Origin of the sequence: Streptomyces sp. NPDC014882, assembly GCF_043081325.1 — a bacterium.
GTDB lineage: Bacteria > Actinomycetota > Actinomycetes > Streptomycetales > Streptomycetaceae > Streptomyces.
In genome coordinates this window covers 898,236-913,933 of record NZ_JBIBWL010000001.1, presented here as the reverse complement: position 1 = coordinate 913,933, position 15,698 = coordinate 898,236, and the positions used below count along the sequence as shown (strand labels likewise).

Below are 15,698 nucleotides of genomic sequence, written 5' to 3'. Positions count from 1 at the left end.
CCCGCCCGTCCGTCCGACCGCCCACCTGTCCGCCCGTCCGCCCACCTGTCCGCCCGTCCGCCCGCCCGTCCGTCCGTCCGTCAAGGCTCACGAGGAGCCCCATTTGGGTAAGTTCCGGACATGATGCACGCCGGAGCCGAAGTCATCGCCCCGCCGGCGGACGCGCCGGTCCCGGTGGCGCGCCCGCCCAGGCGCCGCGGCGTCGAACTCTCCCTCATCGTCCTGGCCGTCCTGCTGTCGGTGTTCGGCTACTGCGCCGTCGGCCTCGCCAGGAACGGCGCCGTCCCGCCCGGCGCCGCCGGCTACGGCGCCGGGCTCGGTGTGCTCGCGCTGCTGGCGCACCTGACGGTCCGGCTGCGGGCGCCGTACGCCGATCCGCTGCTGCTGCCCATCGGGGTGCTGCTCAACGGGATCGGGCTGGTGCTGATCTACCGGCTGGACCTGGAGACGCCCGGCGACCGGGCGGCGCCCACCCAACTCGTCTGGTCGACGCTGGGCGTGGCCCTGTTCGTCTTCGTCGTCGCCGCCCTGCGCGACCACCGGGTGCTCCAGCGGTACGCGTACGTGTGCGTGGTCGCCGCGCTGGCCCTGCTGACGCTGCCGATCTTCTTCCCCGCGGTCAACGGCGCCCGGATCTGGATCAGGGTCGCCGGATTCTCCATCCAGCCGGGCGAGTTCGCGAAGGTCCTGCTCGCGGTGTTCTTCGCGGCGTACCTCGCGGCCAACCGCACGGCGCTCGCCCACGCGGGCCGCCGGGTCTGCTTCCTGCACCTGCCGGCCGGCCGGGTCCTCGGGCCGGTCGTCACGATCTGGCTGCTGAGCGTCGGCGTCCTCGTCCTGGAACGCGACCTCGGCACCTCGCTGCTCTTCTTCGGCCTCTTCGTGATGATGCTGTACGTGGCCACCGGCCGGGTCGGGTGGACCGCGGTGGGGCTGGTGCTGGCCTCGCTGGGCGCGGCCGCCGTCGGCCTGCTGGAGCCGCACGTCCACGGCCGGGTCGAGGACTGGCTGCACCCGTTCGCGTCGATCGAGGCGGGCGAGGGCCCCAACCAGCTGGCGCAGTCGCTGTTCTCCTTCGCCGCCGGCGGCGCCTTCGGCACCGGTCTCGGGCTCGGCCACTCCGTCCTGATCGGTTTCGCCGTCAAGTCGGACTTCGTCCTGGCGACGGCCGGTGAGGAACTGGGCCTGGCGGGGATCTGCGCGCTGTTCCTGCTGTACGGGCTGCTGGTGGAGCGCGGGTACCGGGCCGGGCTGGCCCTGCGCGACCCCTTCGGCCGGCTGCTGGCGGTCGGGCTCGCCTCGATCTGGGCGCTCCAGGTGTTCGTGATCGCGGGCGGGGTGACCGGCCTGATCCCCCTGACCGGGATGGCGATGCCGTTCCTCGCCCAGGGCGGCTCGTCGGTCGTCACCAACTGGGCGATCGTGGCACTGCTGATCCGCCTCAGCGATTCGGCACGCCGCCGGTACGACGGGAAGGCCGCGCCGTGAGGGAACCCCGGCGGCGCGACCGCGCACGGACGCCGACGCCCGTGATCCGGGGCGACCTCGTGATGACCCGTCACATCCGCCATGCCGCGTTCTTCTGCGCCCTCCTCCTGGTGGCCCTGCTCGTCAACGCCGCCCGCGTCCAGGTCGTCCGGTCCGACACCTATGACGGCAACCCGGCCAACCGGCGTGCCTCCATCGCCCGTTACGGCCAGCCCCGCGGGGACATCCTGGTGGAGGACGTGCCGGTCACCGGCTCCCGGGACACCAGGGAGCAGCTGCGCTACGAACGCACCTACCTCGACGGCCCGCTGTACGCGCCGGTGACCGGCTTCGCCTCACAGGTGTACGGGACGACGTTCCTGGAGCACGCGCACGACGGCGTCCTCTCCGGTACGGACCCCCGGCTCGCGCCGTTGCCGCTGTGGAACGACGTCACCCGGTCGCTGTCCGACGGCGGGAACGTCGTGACGACCCTGAACCCGCGGGCCCAGCGGGCGGCGTACGAGGGGCTGGCCGGCCGCAAGGGCGCGGTGGCGGCGGTGGAGCCGTCGACGGGACGGATCCTGGCGCTGGTGTCGGCGCCGTCGTACGACCCCGCCGTGCTGTCCGGGAACGGGCCCGGGGTCGAGCGGGCGTGGGCGCGGCTGAACTCCGACCCGGACCGGCCGATGCTGAACCGGGCGGTGCGGCAGACGTACCCGCCGGGGTCGACGTTCAAGGTGGTCACCGCGGCGGCGGCGCTGGACGCGGGCGTGATCAGGGATCCGGACGCGCCGACCGACTCCCCGGCGCCGTACCGGCTGCCCGGCACGAGGACGCTGCTGGCGAACGGGGGCGAGGGCTGCGAGGACGCGTCACTGCGGGAGGCGTTCATGTGGTCGTGCAACACGGTGTTCGCGAAACTCGGTGTGGATGTGGGGCTCGCCGACATGGTGGGCACGGCGGAGGCCTTCGGGTTCAACGCGGCGGACGTGCGGATCCCGTTCGCCGTCGCGCGGAGCACCTTCGACACCTCGCTGGACCGGGCCCAGCTGGCCCTGTCCTCGATCGGGCAGTACAACACGCGGGCCACGCCGCTGCAGATGGCGGTGGTCTCGGCGGCCGTCGCCGACGGGGGGCGGGTGCGGACGCCGTACCTGGTGGAGCGGACGACGCGCGGCGGCGGGGCGACCGTCGCCGCGGGCGGTCCGCGTCCGGCACGGCAGGTGCTGCGGCCGTCGACCGCGCGGCGGCTGCGGGAGCTGATGGCGGACGTGGTGCGCGAGGGGACCGGGAAGAACGCCGCGATCGCGGGCGCGACCGTCGGCGGCAAGACCGGCACCGCCCAGCACGGCATCGGCAACGCCGGGACGCCGTACGCCTGGTTCGTCTCCTGGGCGCAGGGCGACCGGGACGTGGAGCCGAAGGTGGCGGTCGCGGTGGTGGTGGAGGACTCGGCGGCGCGACGGCGGGACATCACCGGGGGCGGGCTGGCGGCGCCGATCGCACGGTCGGTCATGGAGGCGGTGCTCACCCCGTGAGACGGGGCCTTCCCGCACCGGGAAGGCGCGCAAGTGCCCCACGCGTGCACGGGGCGGACGCGGGGCCGACGAATTCCGCCCGGGGGATTGACGGGCTTGCTGACAGGCAGTCTCATAAGAGTACTGGGCGAGTGAACCGCCGGTAACCCCCGCACGACCCCGTACCGGCCCCGTACGACGAGGTGGATCAGCCATGACGACCCTGACGGAAGCCGACGCGCTGGACGGCCTGCGCGACGCGCTCGGACTGCTCAAGGACCGGGAGCAGGTGGCCGAGCGGCTGCTCGCCTCTTCCGCCAAGCACTCCTTCGACCCGGACCGGGAACTCGACTGGGACGCGCCCTTCGAGGAGGGCAAGTGGTTCTGGCCGCCGGAGCTGGTGTCGCTGTACGACACCCCGCTGTGGAAGAGGATGGGCGAGGAGCAGCGGATCCTGCTGTCCCAGCACGAGTCCGCCGCGCTCGCCTCGCTCGGCATCTGGTTCGAGATCATCCTGATGCAGCTGCTGTGCCGGCACATCTACGACAAGGCGGCGACGAGCGCGCACGTGCGGTACGCGCTCACCGAGATCGAGGACGAGTGCCGGCACTCGAAGATGTTCGCCCGGCTGATCGCGCAGGGCGGCACCCCCTGGTACCCGGTGAGCCGCGCCCACCAGCACCTCGGCCGCCTGTTCAAGACCGTCTCCACCACGCCCGGCTCCTTCACGGCCACCCTGCTCGGCGAGGAGATCCTCGACTGGATGCAGCGGCTGACCTTCCCCGACGAGCGGGTCCAGACCCTGATCCGGGGGGTCACCCGCATCCACGTGGTGGAGGAGGCCCGGCACGTGCGGTACGCCCGTGAGGAGCTGCGCCGGCAGATGGTGACCGCGCCGAGGTGGTCGCAGGAGTTCACGCGGGTGACCTCCGGCGAGTTCGCCCGGGTGTTCTCGGTGGCCTTCGTGAACCCCGACGTCTACACCAACGTCGGCCTGGACAAGCGGGAGGCGCTCGCCCAGGTCAAGGCCAGCGGCCACCGCCGCGAGGTCATGCAGACCGGCGCGAAGCGCCTGACGGACTTCCTCGACGACATCGGCGTGCTGCGCGGGGTGGGACGGCGGCTGTGGAAGTCCTCCGGGCTGCTGGCCTAGGGTCCTTCGCCGGGATCAGGCCGGACCGCGCGAGCCCGGCCTGATCCGGACGAGAGGCGAAAGGCGCCGGGGCGCCCCGCGGGGGCGGGCGATTACGCTGCACGTCATGAGCCCCGCCGCCCCCGCCTACCGTCGCCTCAGCGTCGAGGAGCGCCGCAGCCAGCTGCTGGAGGCCGCCCTGTCGCTGTTCGCGCACCGCGTCCCCGAGGACGTCTCGCTGGACGACGTGGCCGAGGCCGCCGGGGTCTCCCGGCCCCTGGTGTACCGGTACTTCCCCGGCGGCAAGCAGCAGTTGTACGAGGCCGCGCTGCGGACCGCCGCAGACGAGCTGCGGCACTGCTTCGACGAGCCCCACGAGGGACCGCCGATCCCCCGGCTCGGCCGCGCCCTGGACCGTTACCTCACCTTCGTCGGCCGGCACGACGCCGGCTTCAGCGCCCTCCTCCAGGGCGGCAGCGTCGTCGAGACCTCCCGTACGACCGCCATCGTGGACGGCGTGCGGCGGGCCGCGGCCGAGCGGATCTACAGCCACCTGGACGTGGCCGAACCCGGCCCGCGGCTGCGGATGACCGTCCGGATGTGGATCACGGCGGTCGAGGCGGCCTCGCTGATCTGGCTCGACGAGGACAAGCAGCCGCCCGCCGACGAGCTGCGGGACTGGCTGGTCGACCAGTTCGTCGCCGTCCTCGCCGTGACCGCGGAGCGGGACGCCCAGACCGCCGAGCTGCTCCGTGGTGCGCTCGCGGCGGAGACCTGATCGACACTGGTGCCGTGAAGAGCGAAGACACCCCCTTCGAGGGCGGCCCCATGGACGGCCGCGTCCTCCCCGTGCTGCTGGGCCCGACCGGCCACCCGCCGAAGACGTACCGCATCCCGGTGCCGGACGCCGCCGGCGGCCCGCCCGCCGTCCTCGTCTACCGGCGCGTGCCGCGCGGATCCGGCGGGAAGCTCGGCCTGACACGGGGCTGGAAGTACGCCTACGACCCGGAGGGCGGCCGCAAGGACACCCGGCCGAAGTGGCCGTGGTCGAAGCCGGCCGCCGGGCCCGACGCCGCGCCGGAGGGACCGAAACCCGACGTCACACCGTGAGGGCCGGAGCCCGGCGTCACACCGTGAGGACCGGAGCCCGGCGCCACGCCGTGCGGTGACCGGGAGGACGCCGACGGGTGACCCCGTTGCGCCGAACCGCCCACACCCGGCGCGCGGGATCCGCACACGCACCCGATGCTCGCCGTGCGGGGCGGACGGGCCGCCCCCGCAGCGGAGGTGATGACGTGTCAGGAAGACTGCTGCGTCTGGTGTGCACGACGACGCTGGCCGCGCAGGCGCTGCTGACCCCCGGGGTCGCCGCGGCCGTACCGGAACCGCCTGCGGGCGGCGAGCGGTCGGTGGCCGAACTGCTGACGGACCTTCAGAAGCTGTACCGGCAGGCCGAACAGGCCACCGAGACCTACAACGCCACCGAGGAGAAGCTCGAGGAGCGCCGGGCCGAGGCCGACCGGCTCGGTGCGGCGCTGGCCCGGACCCGCCTGTCCCTCCAGGAGAGCCGGGGCGCGGCCGGCCGGCTGGCCAGCCGGCAGTACCAGACCAGCACCGACCTCTCCCCCTACGTACGGCTGCTGCTCGCCCGCGACCCGCAGCGCGCCCTCGACCAGGGCCATGTGATCGGCCGGCTGGCGCGCGAGCGGGTGGAGACGGTGGGGCGGCTGGAGAACGGCGAACGCGAGGCCGACGGCCTCGCCCGCCGGGCCCGCGCCGCCCTCGACGCGCAGCTCACCCTCACCGAGCGCCGGAAGAAGGAACGCGACGCGGTGCGCCGCCGGCTGGACGACGTGGAGGAACTCCTCTCCTCCCTCACCGCCGGCCAGCTCGCGGCCCTCGCCCGCCTCGAACGCGACGGCGTCGCCGAGGCCCAGGACGAGATCATGGCGTCCGGCGCGCTGAGCGACGACCGCAACCCGTCCGAGGAGGGCGGCCGCGCGGTGCGCTACGCCGTGCGCCAGCTCGGCAAGCCGTACGAGTGGGGCGCGGAGGGCCCGGCGTCCTACGACTGCTCGGGCCTCACCTCCGAGGCCTGGCGGGCCGCCGGCTCCCCCATCCCCCGCACCAGCCAGGAGCAGTGGGCCGAACTCGAGCACGTCCCCCTGGACGAACTGCGCCCCGGCGACCTGGTCGTCTACTTCCCCGAGGCCACGCACGTCGCGATCTACCTGGGCGGCGGGAGGGTCGTGCAGGCTCCGCGGCCGGGGGCCGCGGTGAAGGTGTCCCCGATCGCGGCCAACCCGATCCTCGGAGCCGTGCGCCCGGACCCGCGGGAGCCGGCCGGTCCCCGGTACGATCCGCCCGTCCTCCCGGAGACCGCGACGGACGGTTCGGACGAGGGCGATGACGTCACCGGCGGCCTCCCGGCTCCCGACGGCGAGGCCCCTTCCGGACGTCAGGAGGCCAGCAGGGCCGCGCAGTAGGTGTCCACGCCCATCAGGGGAAGCGGCGGAGCGGGCGGCCGGACGGCGCGGACGAGCCGCGGCACCTCACGGGACCAGCGGCGCAGCGGAAGCCAGGCGGCGACGTAGGCCTGCTCGCGGTCGGTGCCGCGGCGGCCCCCGCCCCCGACGTCGTGGCGCAGCCGCGGGGCGCGGCCACGGCGATCGACCGCGTTGCGGGTGAAGGTGCGGGCCACGGCGCGCATGTCGGCCCGGGTGAAGACCTCGGGCAGACCGGGGGCGTCGTGGTACAGGCACAGGAAGTCGAGGTCGATGAGGGCGTGCGTGACGTCCTCGGGCACGGTGACCGCGCGGTAGGAGGGGCGGACGTCGGAACCGTCCGTCTTCGGCGAACCGGTCGCCCGCCACCCGTGGTGCACCCGGCCGAAGCCCGGCCAGTACGGCCAGGTCGCCACGCCGTCGGTGACGGCGAGGTCGCCGTGCAGGGCGCGGGCCATGGCGGCGGCGCGTTCGCGCCAGCGGTCCTCACCGGTGACCACGGCGAGCTGGACCGCGGCACGGCCCATCGCGAGGAACTCGTTGGTGGGCAGTTCGGCACCCGCGAAGGAGACCGGCTCGTCGGGCAGCCAGCGGTAGAAGCCGCGTCCGTCGTCCGTCGTCCCCCACTGCTCGTCGTGCGCGCGCAGCGCGCGGTCCGCCGCGTCGAGGTAGCCGTCGAGGCGGCGCCGCACCGACGCCGGCACGGCGTCCGGGCGGTCGCGGGCGAGCCGGGCCAGCCCGGCCATCGGGTAGGTGATCATGCCGGTCTGGGCGGCGAGCGAGACCGTGGCGGGCCGCACGGCGAAGGTGCCGGGGCGCGGGCGCCGGGGACCGGGCGCCGGCCGGTCGCGCGGGACGAGCCGGGCGGTGACCGCGGTGCGCTGCTCGTACGCGGCGTACACGACCCGGTCGGCCCGGCGCTCGTCCAGCGGGTCGAGGCTGAGCCCCGTCACGTCCACGTCCGCCCGGTCGGGACCGGTCACGGTGATGCGGAAGTGCCGGTCGCCGTCCGCCGCCACGGTGACCTTCGCGGTCCTGGCGTGCGGCGGGCAGACCGTGACCTCCAGGGCGGGCCGGCCGTCCGTGTCGCACAGGACGGCCGAGGCGGCGGTGAACTTGTGGGCGCTGCTCCACACCGGCAGGCTGCGGCCCCGGAAGTCGCGCACGCCGCGCACGTCGTCGCGGGCCCGCAGGACCTGGTCGATCAGCTCGGCGAGCCGTTCGGCGTAGGCGGGGCGGCCGGTGCGCTCCGCCATCAGCAGATGCCCCTGCATGCGCCACGAGGTGCCCCAGCCGATCACGCCGGTCTCGTTGTGGGGCGGCACGTCCGGTCCGTTCACTCCCACGAGGTTGCGCTCGGTCTCGTGGAAGGAACGTATCGCGGTGCGGCGCGGGCCTAAGACCCGGTCGGTGAGTTTCGGCATCGCGCGAGTATGCCACCGCCCCGGACGGCCGCCGCGGTCACCCGGTCGAGGGCCGTCAGGCCCCGGCGACCGTCTCCAGGTAGGCGGCCGTCTTCTCCGGCTCGTAGAAGAAGTTCTCGAAGTCCGCGGGGTTGTTGAAGCCGTTGGCGAAGCGGTCGGCGACCGGCTGGAGCGCGCCGGCCGCGCCGATGAGGCCCAGGACGTGCTCCGGCGGCGGGGCGAGCATCGTGTTCGTCCACTTGGTGACGTGCCGGGCGGTGTCCCAGTAGCGGTCGAACGTCGCCTGCATCCACGCCTCGTCGAACTCCTTCTCGCCCTGCTCGAGGATCGAGGCGAGGTAGGAGGCCGCGCACTTGGACGCGGAGTTGGAACCCTGGCCGGTGATCGGGTCGTTGGCGACGACGACGTCGGCGACGCCCAGCACCAGGCCCCCGCCGGGGAGGCGGCCGACCGGGTTGCGGACGGTGGGGGCGTAGCGGCCGGCGAGGGTGCCGCCGGCGTCGGTCAGCTCGACCTCGGTGGCCCGCGCGTACTCCCAGGGGAGGAACTTCTTCATGAGTTCCAGGGTCAGGGCGAGGTGCTCCGACGGGTCCTTGACCCCCTTGAAGACGTCCAGCGGGCCGCCGGGTATGCCTTCCCAGAACAGGATGTCGGCGCGGCCGGAGGTGGTGAGGGTCGGCATGATGAACATCTCGCCGACGCCGGGCACCAGGTTGCAGCGGACCGCCTCCGTGTCCGGGTGCTCCGGGCGGGGTTTCATGCCGTGCACGTAGGCGACCGCGAGGGCGCGCTGCGGCTCGCCGTACGGGGAGCGGGACGCGTCGCGGCCGAACATCTGCACCAGCTCGCCCTTGCCCGCCGAGACGAGCACGAGGTCGTAGGCGCGGGAGAAGTAGTCGAGGTCGCCGACCGCCGCGCCGTGGATCACCAGCTGGCCGCCGCGCTGCGCGAACGTCTCCATCCAGCCGGCCATCTTCACGCGCTGGTCGACGGACTGCGCGTACCCGTCGAGCCGGCCCAGCCAGTCGATGGCGCGCTGGGTCGGTCCCGGGTCGTACGAGCCGGGGGCCGCCACCGAGACGCCGAGCCCCTCGATCTTCGGGGCCTGCTGCTCCCAGAAGTTGATCTGGAGGTCGCGCTCGTGCTGGAGGGCCGTGTGGAACATGCACTGCGTCGACATCACCCGGCCGGCGCGGATCTCGTCCGCGGTCCGGTTGGACATCAGGGTGACCTCGTACCCGTGCGACTGGAGGCCGAGGGCGAGCTGGAGGCCGGACTGGCCGGCTCCGACGACGAGTATCTTCCGCATGCGGGGCTGTCTCCTACTCGGGGGTTTCGTCGAGCGCGTGGCCCACCAGGGCCAGGAGGGTCTCGATCACGGAGATCCGGCGACGCGCATCCATGATCATGACAGGTATGTGCTGCGGGACGGTCAGCGCCTCCCGCACGTCCTCCGGCTCGAACAGCTCGCTGTCGTCGAAGTGGTTGACGGCCACGACGTAGGGCAGCCCGCAGCTCTCGAAGTAGTCGAGCGCGGGGAAGCAGTCCTTGAGCCGGCGGGTGTCGGCGAGGACGACGGCGCCGATCGCGCCGCGCACCAGGTCGTCCCACATGAACCAGAACCGCTGCTGGCCCGGCGTGCCGAAGAGGTAGAGCACCAGGTCGTCGTCGAGCGTGATGCGGCCGTAGTCCATGGCCACGGTGGTGGTGACCTTGTCCGGGGTGCCGGTGAGGTCGTCGGTCTCCTCGCTGGCCTCGGTCATCAGCGCCTCGGTCGTGAGGGGCGTGATCTCCGAGACGGTGCCGACGAGGGTGGTCTTGCCGGCGCCGAAGCCCCCGGCCACCACGATCTTCGTGGCGACGGGGGCCCGCGTGCGGTCCGTCTGCCAGGACTTCAGTTCCTCGTCCGGTTCGTCGAGGAGCGGGGACACACCGAAGGGGGTGTCGGCGTCAGAGACGACGGAGTCCACTCAGCACCCTTTCCAGCAGAGCGCGGTCGGGACGGCCCGTACCGTGACCGGTCCCGGTGCCGTACACACGGATCTTTCCCTGGTCCGCGAGGTCGCTGAGGAGCACCCGGACCACGCCGAGCGGCATCTTCAGCAGCGCGGCGATCTCGGCCACCGTACGCATCCGGCGGCACAGTTCGACGATGGCCCGCATCTCCGGCATGACCCGGGTGGTGAGGGAGCCGTTCGTCAGTTCCTTGCGCTCCTCGGGCGCCTCGAGTTCGGCCGTGGTCGCCACGAACGTCTCGACGAGGAGGACGTGACCGAAGCGGGTGCGGCCGCCGGTCAGCGAGTAGGGGCGCACGCGGGCCGGCCTGCGGTCGCCGCCCCGGACGGGGAGCTGCTGCCTGCGGTTCTGCGGCGCCGTGCTCATCGGCCGCTCCCCGTGGTCTCCGACTCCAGGGATCTGCGCAGTTCGCCGCGGAGTTCGGGGGTCAGGACGTGTCCGGCCCGGCCCACGAACAGGGCCATGTGGTAGGCCACCACGTTCATGTCGCAGTCGGCGGAGCCGTGCACGCCGAGCAGCGAGCCGTCGCTGATCGACATCACGAAGAGGCTGCCCTCGTCCATGGCGATCATCGTGTGCTTGACCCCGCCGAACCCGATGAGCTTGGCGGCGCCGATGGTGAGGCTGCCGATGCCGGACACGATGGTGGCCAGGTCGGCGGCGGAACCGCGCGGGCCGGCGGGTTTGGCTCCCAGGGACTCGCGTGCCGCGTCGTGGCGGCCCGGGTCCGAGGAGAGCAGGAGCAGGCCGTCGGAGGAGACGACGGCGACGGACTGGATGCCGGGCACCTCCTCCACGAGGTTCGTCAGCAGCCAGTGCAGGTTGCGGGCTTCACTGCTCAGTCCGAAGGTACTGGACGCGGTCAACTGCTTGCCTCCTCGACTGTGCCCCCCGTGTCTTCTGCGGCGTGTGCGTGTGCTTCGTGGGGAGACGGGACCTTGTTCCGGGCCGTCTGCTCGGCGATCTCCGCCTCCACGTCGCGATATCCGGCCTCCGCCCCCCGGCGGAAGCCGCCGAGGCGGCGGCGGAGGGCGTCGGCGTCCACGGACCCGCTCTGCCGGCGGGGGGCCGGGGTGGTTGAGGTCAGTTTGGGAGTGCGCTTCGGAAGACCCTTGTCGGTGACGACGTCTTCCACGGCGTCGGGGGTCCGGGTGTGCTCCGCCCGGTCGCCGCCTTCGGCGGTCTCGGGGGCGGGGGTGGGCGTGGGGACGGGTGCGGGGGTGGGTGCGGGTGCGGGTTCCGGTTCGGGGGCCGCCTCCGCGTCGGCGGTGGGACCGGCCTCCGGTCCGGGGGCCGCCTCCGGTTCGGCGGTGGGGCCGGCCTCCGGTGCGGGGGCGGTGGGTTCGGTGACGGCCGGTGCGGCGGCAGCCGGGGCCGTCTCCCGTCCGGCGTGTACGTCCGCGTCCGCAACGGTGTCGGCTTCGACGCCGGCATCCGTGTCCGCGTCCGCGTCCGTGTCCGCCGGGATGAGGAGTTCCATCGTCGTCTCGGCCGGCGTCTGCGGTTCCGCCGCCCGTACGGCCCGCTCGGCGGCCTCGACCAGCGGGTCGCCGCCGGGCTTCGGGCGGCCGGGCAGGACGTTGGAGTTGGCCTCCGCGTCCGCGCCGGGCAGGGCGAAGGCGTGCGTGCCGGAACCCTGGGCCGGCGCGGCGACCTCGGCGGTCGGCGAGGTGGCGAGCAGGGGCGTCGGGAGGACGACGACGGCCGCGATCCCGCCCGTCTTCTGCTCGCGCAGCTGCACGCGCACCCCGTGCCGGTGGGCGAGCCGCGCCACGACGTACAGCCCGAGGCCGAGACCCTCCTCGCCCTCCTGCTCGTACGGCGAGTCCGGGGCGAACTCGGCGAGGCGCGCGTTGAGGCGGGTCAGGCGCTCCTCGGTCATGCCTATGCCCTCGTCCTGGACGGAGAGCATGACCTCGCCGCTCTCCAGGAGCCAGCCGGAGACCTCGACGGGCAGGTCCGGCGGGGAGGACGAGGTGGCGTTCTCCATGAGCTCGGCCAGCAGGTGGCTGAGGTCGTCGGCGGCGAAGCCCGCCACGTGCGCGTGCGGCGGCAGCGCGGAGATGCGGACGCGCTCGTAGCGCTCGATCTCGCTGACGGCGGCGCGGACGACGTCGACCAGCGGGATGGGGCCGGCGTGCTGCTGGACGTGTTCCGTGCCGGCGAGGACCAGGAGGTTCTCGCTGTGCCGGCGCATGACGGTGGCGAAGTGGTCGAGCTTGAAGAGGGTGGCCAGCCGGTCGGGGTCCTGCTCGCGCTCCTCCAGGCCCTCGATGACCGCGAGCTGGCGTTCGACGAGGCCGAGCGTGCGCAGCGAGAGGTTGACGAAGGTGCCGCCGATGCTGCCGCGCAGCCGGTCCAGCTGGGCTGCGGAGTCGGCGAGTTCGGCGCGCAGCGCCTCGCGGGCGTCGGCCATCCGCTGGCGCTGTCCGACGAGGTGCTTGCGGTCGGACTCCAGGGTGGTGACGCGCTCGTGGAGGGCGACGGCGTGCTCGTGGAGGGCGTTGACGGAACGGACGACCTGGGCGAACTCGTCGTTGCGGCCGGTGAACCGGACCGGCTCCTCGGCCGCCGGGTTCTCGGCGCCGGCCAGCCGGGCGGAGCCGATGCGCAGGACGGCCAGCGGGCGGGTGAGGCTGCGGGCCATGGCGGTGGCGATGCCGACGGCCAGCAGCATCAGCGCGCCGAGGAGGGCGATGCGGATCTCCAGCGCGGTGACGTCGTCGTCGCGCAGCCGGGCGAGGTCCTTGGTGCGGCGGTCGTAGAGGGCGGACTCGGTGCCGCGCATCAGCTCGACGCGCGCGGCGAGGGCCGCGTCGAGCTTCTTGGTGCTGGTCTCGAGGTCGTCGTCGCTCAGTTCCGGCTGGTCGGTGAGGGAGGCGAGGTACTTCTCCGCCGCCTCGACGTCCGTGCCGGTGACCGTGGAGTCGTAGGACTCGACGGCCTGGTCCGGCGCGTTCTCCCGGAAGGCGCCGAGGGACGCGTCGGAGCGCAGGCGGGCCTGCTGGGCGGCGGCCGCCAGGGCGTCGCGCCGCTCCGTGTCGGCGTCGGAGGAGACCTTCTCGGTGGAGGTCCCGCCGGTGACGGGGTCGTAGACGCTCTCGGTGGACGTGGGCACGTTCAGTGCGGCGAGCAGCAGTCCGCGGGTCGCGGCGGCCTGCTGGACGGCGGTGTCCAGTTCGGCGAGGGCGTACGCGCCGGAGCCCGCGCGGGGCGGCATCCGCTCGGCGAGCAGCTCGGCCAGGCCGTGCAGGGCGGTGATCGCCTCGGAGTAGGCCTGGTGGGCCTGGAGCGCGGTGCTCCGGCCGGTGAGGGCCTCCTGGCGCACGGTCGCGATGCCGCCGAGGTCCTTGCGGAGCGCGGCGGGCGTGTCGGTGCCGGCGGTCAGCTCGCGCACCTGCCGGTCCACGCGGGCGCTGCCCTCCGGGGAGGGCGCCTTGGACTTGGTCCGGCCGGCCGCGACGTAGACGGTGACCTCGTCGCGCTCGTCGGCGAGCGCCTGGGCGAGCGCGAGCGCGTCCTGGGTCTGCTCCGCCAGGGTGACCAGGTCCTGGGAGTCCTTCAACCGCCCGGAGGCGTCGAGGACTCCGGGTGTGCCCGCGCCGGCGATGGCGGCGGCGACGACCGCCGCCGCGACGATCAGCCGGTTGCGTACGTGGGTGGGGCGGCCCTTGCCGACGGGGGTGCGCTCCGCGCCCCCCTCGGAGGCCGTGTTGCCGCCTGGGCGCCGAGGCCGCGTCTTCTGCACCGGTGCTCGCATTCCTGACTCGTGTACCCATGGGCCGGATGACACGCCGTCAACTGGCGCGTCCTGTCCGGTACGGTTCCCGACCCTCCCAGTGCCGGTGGGCAGGGGTCGCGCATCGCCTGCCCCGCCACCCGAAGGAGTGAACATCGGAGGGGAGTTGGCGGGCAAGTTCCCCCGGCGTGTGCGACGGCGGTGTCCGGCGGGCCGGTTGGACGTGGGCGGCAGCCTTTGGCAGTATTCGCCGCCACGCCTTCCCGGAGTGCTTCATTACCGCCCAAAACAGGCGTCTGACCTGCGCGGGCGCACCGGCCCGGCAGGCGTTGCGGGCCTTTCGGGGAGGGCGTGAAGGGCTCGTGCAGACTGGCCGGATGCGTACGGAACTTGTGTCGGAGCCCGGTGACCGAGGCCGGCCCAACGAGGACTTCGCCGGTGTCGGGCTTCCCGCCTCCGGACAGGGCGGTGCGCTGGTCGTCCTGGACGGGGTGACGCCGCCCGCGGGGAGCTCGGGCTGTCTGCATTCGGTCCCCTGGTTCACCGCGCGGCTGGGGGGCGCCCTGACCGAACTGACCGTTTCCCTCCCGGATGTTCCCCTGGCGGAGGCGCTGAGCCGCGCCCTCACGCGTACCGCCGAGGCGCACGCCGGAACCTGTGACCTTTCTCACCCGCGCACCCCGCAGGCGACCGTGGCCGTGGCGCGCTGGTCGCCGGAGCGGGTCGACTACCTGGTGCTGTCCGACGCGGTCCTCCTGCTGGCCTCTCCCGACGGGACGGTCACGGCGGTCCGCGACGACCGCCTCGACCGGGTGCCGCGGGCCCTGCTGGCCAGCGCGGAGATCTGCGACGCGCGCGCCCGCAACCGGGAGGGCGGCTTCTTCACGGCCGCGGCGGATCCCTCGGTGGCCGCCCGCGCGGTGACCGGTTCCGTCCCGCGCGGGGGCGTGGCGGCGCTGGCCGCCCTGAGCGACGGGGTCACCCGCTGGGTGGAGATGTTCCGGGAGGGCGACTGGACGGACCTGTTCGCCCACGTCGCCGGGCGGGGTCCGCGGGCGGTGGTGGAGCGGGTGCGCGAGCTGGAACGGGCGGACGCGGAGCGGGTGTTCCTGGGGCGGGCCAAGACCCATGACGACGCCACGGCCGTCTACGTGGAGTTCTGAACCGCCCGCACGGGCCCCCGCCAGGGTGCCGCGCGGGTCCCCGCCCGCATGCCGCGCGAGCCCCGGCGCGGTCCTACTTGGCCATGCCCTGGTTCAACTCGTGCAGCAGTCGGGCCAGTTCGGCGACGGCGCCGCGGTCCCAGTGGGCGAGCTGGCTGACGTACCGCGCGCGGCGGGCCTCGCGGACGCGGCCGACCCGGGTCCGGCCCTCCTCGGTCAGGGCGACCAGCCAGGCCCGTCCGTCGGCCGGGTCGGGCTCGCGGGTGACCAGCCCGAGCTGTTCGAGGGCGCGCAGCTGGCGGGACATGGTGGCCTTGCCGACGCCGATGTAGGCGGCCAGCTCGGTCGCGCGCTGCCGGCCCAGCTCCTCCAGCCGGACGAGGAGGCCGTAGGCGGCGGGCTCCAGGTCGGGGTGGACCTCGCGGGCCGTCTCGCCCTGGTTGGCGCGGGCGCGGCGCAGCAGCACCGTCAGTTCCCGCTCCAGGGAGAGGAACTCCCGGTCCGCACCGCCCGGCGACACCTCGGGTGCACCGCCCGGCGGCACCTCGGGGGCGTCATCCGGTGACACCCGGGGTGCACCGCCCGGCGGCACCCCGGGAGTGCTCCCTCGTCCGTCGCCGTTTCCGTCCTCGTGCACGTCAGCACTCCTGATCAGGTCTCCCGTGCGGGAGGGTTCCCGCCCGTTCCCGCCGTTGCCGCGGCTCTCCCAAGTATTTCGCAGGCGCGGGCCTCC

14 protein-coding genes are annotated in these 15,698 nt (G+C 73.8%); 7 read left to right on the top strand and 7 right to left on the bottom strand.

The window, feature by feature from the left end:
* Nucleotides 1-120 precede the first annotated feature (120 nt).
* From ACF09K_RS04075 to ACF09K_RS04050, 6 genes are all read left to right on the top strand, one after another.
* Nucleotides 121-1,488 carry an FtsW/RodA/SpoVE family cell cycle protein gene (locus ACF09K_RS04075; protein ID WP_392240880.1) on the top strand — a complete coding sequence of 456 codons (1,368 nt, stop codon included), beginning with the start codon at nt 121-123 and terminating at the stop codon, nt 1,486-1,488.
* 62 nt (nt 1,489-1,550) lie between these two features.
* Nucleotides 1,551-3,008: a peptidoglycan D,D-transpeptidase FtsI family protein gene (locus ACF09K_RS04070; RefSeq protein WP_392240879.1), complete on the top strand. Its 1,458-nt coding sequence runs from the start codon at nt 1,551-1,553 to the stop codon at nt 3,006-3,008.
* Between the two features lie 193 nt (nt 3,009-3,201).
* The gene (locus tag ACF09K_RS04065) at nt 3,202-4,140 is read left to right on the top strand and encodes a diiron oxygenase (RefSeq protein WP_392240878.1); all 939 of its coding nucleotides are present in this window, start codon (nt 3,202-3,204) and stop codon (nt 4,138-4,140) included.
* A gap of 106 nt (nt 4,141-4,246) precedes the next feature.
* Complete coding sequence (locus tag ACF09K_RS04060; RefSeq protein WP_392240877.1) at nt 4,247-4,897, top strand: TetR/AcrR family transcriptional regulator; 651 nt, start codon at nt 4,247-4,249, stop codon at nt 4,895-4,897.
* 14 nt (nt 4,898-4,911) lie between these two features.
* Nucleotides 4,912-5,229 carry a hypothetical protein gene (locus tag ACF09K_RS04055; protein ID WP_392240876.1) on the top strand — a complete coding sequence of 106 codons (318 nt, stop codon included), beginning with the start codon at nt 4,912-4,914 and terminating at the stop codon, nt 5,227-5,229.
* A gap of 185 nt (nt 5,230-5,414) precedes the next feature.
* On the top strand, nt 5,415-6,605 hold the full coding sequence (locus ACF09K_RS04050) for an NlpC/P60 family protein (protein WP_392240875.1): 1,191 nt from the start codon (nt 5,415-5,417) through the stop codon (nt 6,603-6,605).
* Here ACF09K_RS04050 and ACF09K_RS04045 read toward each other — a convergent pair.
* Genes ACF09K_RS04045 through ACF09K_RS04020 form a run of 6 tightly spaced genes read right to left on the bottom strand, consistent with a single transcriptional unit; the run spans nt 6,578 to nt 13,811 of the window.
* On the bottom strand, nt 6,578-8,047 hold the full coding sequence (locus ACF09K_RS04045) for a hypothetical protein (RefSeq protein WP_392240874.1): 1,470 nt from the start codon (nt 8,045-8,047) through the stop codon (nt 6,578-6,580). The two genes, ACF09K_RS04050 and ACF09K_RS04045, sit on opposite strands and share 28 nt — an antisense overlap.
* Nucleotides 8,048-8,102: 55 nt before the next feature.
* On the bottom strand, nt 8,103-9,356 hold the full coding sequence (locus ACF09K_RS04040; protein ID WP_392240873.1) for a styrene monooxygenase/indole monooxygenase family protein: 1,254 nt from the start codon (nt 9,354-9,356) through the stop codon (nt 8,103-8,105).
* Between the two features lie 13 nt (nt 9,357-9,369).
* Nucleotides 9,370-10,017, bottom strand: a complete 648-nt coding sequence (locus tag ACF09K_RS04035; protein ID WP_392240872.1) for an ATP/GTP-binding protein — start codon at nt 10,015-10,017, stop codon at nt 9,370-9,372.
* On the bottom strand, nt 9,998-10,429 hold the full coding sequence (locus ACF09K_RS04030; RefSeq protein WP_366057136.1) for a DUF742 domain-containing protein: 432 nt from the start codon (nt 10,427-10,429) through the stop codon (nt 9,998-10,000). The genes ACF09K_RS04035 and ACF09K_RS04030 overlap by 20 nt, the downstream gene beginning before the upstream one ends.
* Nucleotides 10,426-10,929 carry a roadblock/LC7 domain-containing protein gene (locus tag ACF09K_RS04025; RefSeq protein ID WP_392240871.1) on the bottom strand — a complete coding sequence of 168 codons (504 nt, stop codon included), beginning with the start codon at nt 10,927-10,929 and terminating at the stop codon, nt 10,426-10,428. Before ACF09K_RS04025 ends, ACF09K_RS04030 begins: the two co-directional genes overlap by 4 nt.
* Nucleotides 10,926-13,811 (bottom strand): nitrate- and nitrite sensing domain-containing protein, encoded by a 2,886-nt coding sequence (locus tag ACF09K_RS04020; protein WP_392240870.1) that lies wholly within the window; start codon nt 13,809-13,811, stop codon nt 10,926-10,928. Before ACF09K_RS04020 ends, ACF09K_RS04025 begins: the two co-directional genes overlap by 4 nt.
* Nucleotides 13,812-14,179: 368 nt before the next feature.
* On the opposite strand from ACF09K_RS04020, the gene ACF09K_RS04015 reads away from it, so the two are divergent.
* Nucleotides 14,180-14,965 carry a protein phosphatase 2C domain-containing protein gene (locus ACF09K_RS04015; RefSeq protein WP_392240869.1) on the top strand — a complete coding sequence of 262 codons (786 nt, stop codon included), beginning with the start codon at nt 14,180-14,182 and terminating at the stop codon, nt 14,963-14,965.
* A 73-nt stretch (nt 14,966-15,038) separates the two neighbouring features.
* Here the strand turns inward: ACF09K_RS04015 and ACF09K_RS04010 are convergent, their stop codons facing one another.
* Nucleotides 15,039-15,602 carry a MarR family winged helix-turn-helix transcriptional regulator gene (locus ACF09K_RS04010; protein WP_392240868.1) on the bottom strand — a complete coding sequence of 188 codons (564 nt, stop codon included), beginning with the start codon at nt 15,600-15,602 and terminating at the stop codon, nt 15,039-15,041.
* Nucleotides 15,603-15,698: the final 96 nt, after the last annotated feature.